Source organism: Burkholderia sp. 3C (assembly GCF_054589155.1).
This window is the reverse complement of the sequence record NZ_BAAILN010000092.1, coordinates 307,115-311,486: the sequence shown is the minus strand read 5'-3', so window position 1 is coordinate 311,486 and position 4,372 is coordinate 307,115. Positions and strand designations below refer to the sequence as shown.

Annotated in this window: 2 protein-coding genes; both read right to left on the bottom strand. The window is 68.9% G+C overall.

Going from position 1 to position 4,372, the window contains the following annotated elements; all coding sequences use genetic code 11:
• Positions 1 to 104: 104 nt before the first annotated feature.
• Positions 105 to 3,266 (bottom strand): efflux RND transporter permease subunit, encoded by a 3,162-nt coding sequence (locus ACYP33_RS17685; protein ID WP_459623025.1) that lies wholly within the window; start codon positions 3,264 to 3,266, stop codon positions 105 to 107.
• Positions 3,263 to 4,366: an efflux RND transporter periplasmic adaptor subunit gene (locus ACYP33_RS17680; RefSeq protein WP_459623188.1), complete on the bottom strand. Its 1,104-nt coding sequence runs from the start codon at positions 4,364 to 4,366 to the stop codon at positions 3,263 to 3,265. The genes ACYP33_RS17685 and ACYP33_RS17680 overlap by 4 nt, the downstream gene beginning before the upstream one ends.
• Between the last annotated feature and the right edge of the window lie 6 nt (positions 4,367 to 4,372).

The following is a 4,372-nucleotide window of genomic DNA, read 5'->3' as shown; positions in this document are numbered from 1 at the left end:
GGTGGAGGCGGCCGCCGCCACCGCGAGCGGGCGCAGCGTCCGACGAAGCGCGTGGCGTGCGTGGCGCAGGCTCCTGGCGCGGCTTGAAAGGCGTTGCATCATCGTCAGGCTCCGTGAGGCGTGGCGGACGGCGGCGGCGTGCGGTTCGCATCGTCCTCGCGTTCGTTCGATTTGACGCGGAACCAGGTCGCGTAGAGCGCCGGCAGATAGAACAGCGTCAGCACGGTCGCGCTGCTGATGCCGCCCATCAGCGCGGTGGCCATCGGTCCGAAGAAGTTCGAGCGCAGCAGCGGGATCAGCGCCAGCACGGCGGCCGCGGCGGTCAGCGTGATCGGCCGGAAGCGCCGCACGGTGGCGCCGACGATCGCGTCGAAGCGCTTGTGCCCGCCGGCGATGTCCTGCTCGATCTGGTCGACCAGGATCACCGAGTTGCGCATGATGATGCCGAACATGGCGATCACGCCGAGCATCGCCACGAAGCCGAACGGCTGGCCGAACAGCAGCAGCGTGGCGGCCACGCCGATCAGGCCGAGCGGGGCGGTCAGCACCACCATCAGCACCCGCGAGAAGCTCTGCAACTGGATCATCAGCAGCGTCAGCACGGCGATCGCGAGCAGCGGCATCTGCGCATTGATCGAGGCCTGCGCCTTGCCGCTTTCCTCCACCGAGCCGCCGATCTCGATCCGGTAGCCGACCGGAAGTTGCGCGCGCAACGTATCGAGCTGCTTGTCGATGGTCTTGGTGACGTCGATGCCCTGGGCGCCGGCGCGTACGTCGGATTGCACGGTGATGGTGGGCTGGCGGTCGCGTTCCCACACCACGCCGTATTCGAGCGTGTTGCGGAACTGGCCGAGCGAGCCGAGCGGCACCGGGCCGTTCGGGGTGGGCATCGCGAGCGTGGCGAGCCGCGACGGATCGATGCGTTCGGCCTTCGGCGCGCGCAGGTCCACGGCGATCAGCTTGTCGCGTTCGCGATACTGCGTGACGGTGGTGCCTTGCAGCGTCATGGCGAGGAAGCTCGACACGTCCTGCGACGTCACGTTCAGGTCGCGCGCCTTCTTCTGGTCGAGCTCGAAGCGCACCGAGCGTTCGGCCGGCTCGTCCCAATCGAACTGCACGTTGAACGAACGCGGGTCCTGGCGCACTTGAGCGGCCACCTTCTCGGAGATCGCACGCACCGTGGCGATGCTGTCGCCGCTCACGCGGAACTGCACCGGGTAGCCGACCGGCGGCCCGTTCTCGAGCCGCGACAGGCGCCAGCGGATCGCCGGGAAGTGATCGCGCAGCTCGCCGCCGAGCCAGGTCGCCAGCTTCTCGCGTTCCTTGACCGATTTCGCCGTCACCACCAGTTGCGCGAAGTTCGGCTGCTGCAACTGCTGGTCGAGCGGCAGGTAGAAGCGCGGCGCGCCGGTGCCGACGAAGCTGACCGTGTGATCGATCTCGGGCCGGCCGGCCAGCGCCTTTTCGAGCAGCTTGGTCTGCTGCAGCGTGGCCGCGAACGACGCGCCCTCGGGCAGCCGCACGTCGACCAGCAGCTCGGGGCGGTCCGAACTCGGGAAGAACTGCTGCGGAATCTGCGAGAAGCCGAACAGCGCCACCACGAACAGCGCCACCGTGATGCCCAGCACCACGAAACGCCGCTCGATGCACCAGCCGATCCAGCCGCGCAGGCGCGCGTAGAAGCGCGTGTCGTAGATGTCGTGCGCTTCGTGATGGTCGTCGTGATGCGCCTCGTCGTGCGCGCCGGCCTGCGAAGGCTCGCGCTTGCGCTCCGGCAGCAGGTGATAGCCGAGCAGCGGGATCAGCACCACGGCCGCGATCCACGAGGCGATCAGCGCGATCGCCGACACCTCGAAGATCGAGCGCGTGTATTCGCCGGTGCTCGATTGCGCGAGCGCGATCGGCAGAAAGCCCGACACTGTGACGAGCGTGCCGGTCAGCATCGGGAACGCCGTGCTGGTATAGGCGAACGCGGCGGCGCGGGTGCGGCTGAAGCCTTGCTCCAGCTTCACGGCCATCATCTCGACGGCGATGATCGCGTCGTCCACCAGCAGCCCGAGCGCCAGCACCAGCGTGCCGAGCGACACCTTGTGCAGGCCGATGCCGAACAGGTACATGAACAGCGCCGTGATGGCCAGCACGATCGGAATCGAGATCACCACCACCATGCCGGTGCGCAGCCCGAGCGACACCAGGCTCACCACCAGCACGATGCCGATCGCCTCGGCCACCGCTTCGAGGAAGTCGTCGACCGAATGCGACACGGCCAGCGGCATGCTCGACACCTCGGTCAGCTTGAGGCCGGCCGGCAGTTGCGTGCGCAACTGCGTGGCGGTGGCTTCGAGCGCCTTGCCGAGCCGGATCACGTCGCCGCCGGGCTGCATCGTCACGCCGATGCCGAGCACCGGGTGGCCGTTCGAGCGCATCTGCGTGACGGGCGGGTCATCGTAGCCGCGCTTGACGGTGGCGAGGTCGCCGAGCCGGAACGTGCGGCCGTTGATGCGCACCACCATGTCGGCCAGTTGCTCGACCGTGCCGAACTGGCCGCTCGGGCGGATGTAGACGCGATCGTTCGAGGTGGTCAGCACGCCTGACGATGCCACCGCGTTCTGGTCGTTGATCGCCTGGCCCAGCTGGGTGGGCGAGATGCCGAGCCGCGTGAGCCGCGCATTGTCGATCTCGACGTAGATCCGCTGATCGGGGTCGCCGAAGTAATCGACCTTGCCCACGCCGGGCACGCGCAGCAGCACGGTGCGCAGCTGATCGGCGTAGTCGTGCAGTTGCGCGGCCGAGTAGCCGTCGCCGTCGAGCGTCCAGATATTGGTGTAGACGTCGCCGAATTCGTCGTTGAAGAACGGGCCCTGCACGCCCTGCGGCAGCGTGGTGGAAATGTCGCCCACCTTCTTGCGGATCTGGTACCAGGTTTCGGGCACGTCCTTGACCGGCGCCGAATCCTTCATCGTGAAGAAGATCATCGATTCGCCGGGGCGCGAATAGCTGCGCACGAAATCGATGGCCGGCGTTTCCTGGAGCTTGCGGCCGATCCGGTCGGTCACCTGTTCCTGCACCTGGCGCGCGCTCGCGCCGGGCCAGAACGTGCGGATCACCATCACGCGAAACGTGAACGGCGGGTCTTCCGATTGCGCCAGGCGCGTGTAGGCCAGGATGCCCGCGAGCGTCGCGAGCACGATCAGGTAGACCACCAGCGCCTGATGGCGCAGCGCCCAGGCCGACAGGTTGAAACGGCTTTCCTCGCGTTCGCTCATGACGCGCCGTCCTCTGCATGCAGCGGTGCCACCGCGCGCACCTTCTCGCCGGCGCTCACGGTATGCACGCCTTGCTGCACCACGCGCTCGCCGGCCTGGATGCCCTGCGACACGGTGATGGTGTTCTCGCCGTAGCGCGTGACCGTCACGCGGCGCAGTTCGAGCGTGTCGTCCTTTCGCAGCACCCAGACGGCCGGGTCCTGGCCCTGGTGGAACAGCGCGGTGGACGGCAGCGTGTAGCGCGCGCCGTCGGCCGGCGTGCCGGCCAGCGCGACGTCGGCGGTCATGCCGAGCTTGACGGCCGGGGTGGGGTTCTCGAGCGTGAGCCGCACGCGATAGGTACGGCTTTGCGGATCGGCGGCCGGCGCGATTTCGCGCACGCGCGCCGTCAGGCGCTGGCCCGGCAGCGCCGGCAGCGTGACGGCCGCCTCGTGGCCGGGCTTGAGCAGCGCGAGCGTGGCCTCGGGCACGTCCGTCACCACGTCCACCTCGCCCGACCAGGCCAGTTGATAGACGGCCTGCCCGGCCGACACGTTCTGGCCGGTGTCGGCCTGCTCGGCCGTGATGTAGCCGGCGTGATCGGCCACCAGCGTCGTGTACTGAAGCTGGTTCTTCGAGAGCGCGAGCTGCTGCGCGGCCTGATCGCGCTGGGCGTGGGCCGACGCATAGGCGTTCTCGGTCTGTTCGAGCTGGGCGGGGGCGATCAGGTTTTCGCGGGCCTGGGCGCGGTCGCGCTCGACCTGCTGCTGCGCGTAGGTCAGCGCATGCGTGGCGGAGTCGAGCTGCGCCTGCGCGCTGGCCGCGTTCTTTTCGGAATCCGACGGATCGAGGTGGGCGACCACCTGACCCTGCTTGACGGTGTCGCCGAGCCGCACGCTGCGCTCGATGATCTTGCCGGCCACGCGGAACGACAGCGGCGTGGCGTAGCGCGGCTCGACATCGCCGGGCAGCGTGGCGGCGAGCGTCGCGCCGTCGGCGCTGACCGGCGTGGCCACCACCGGGCGCGGGGCGGGCGGCGGCCCGTTGTCCTTCGGATGACATGCTGCGACGAGCAGCGCGGCGCCGATGACGACGACTGCGCGGGGTCCGGATGCGTTCACGGCAAC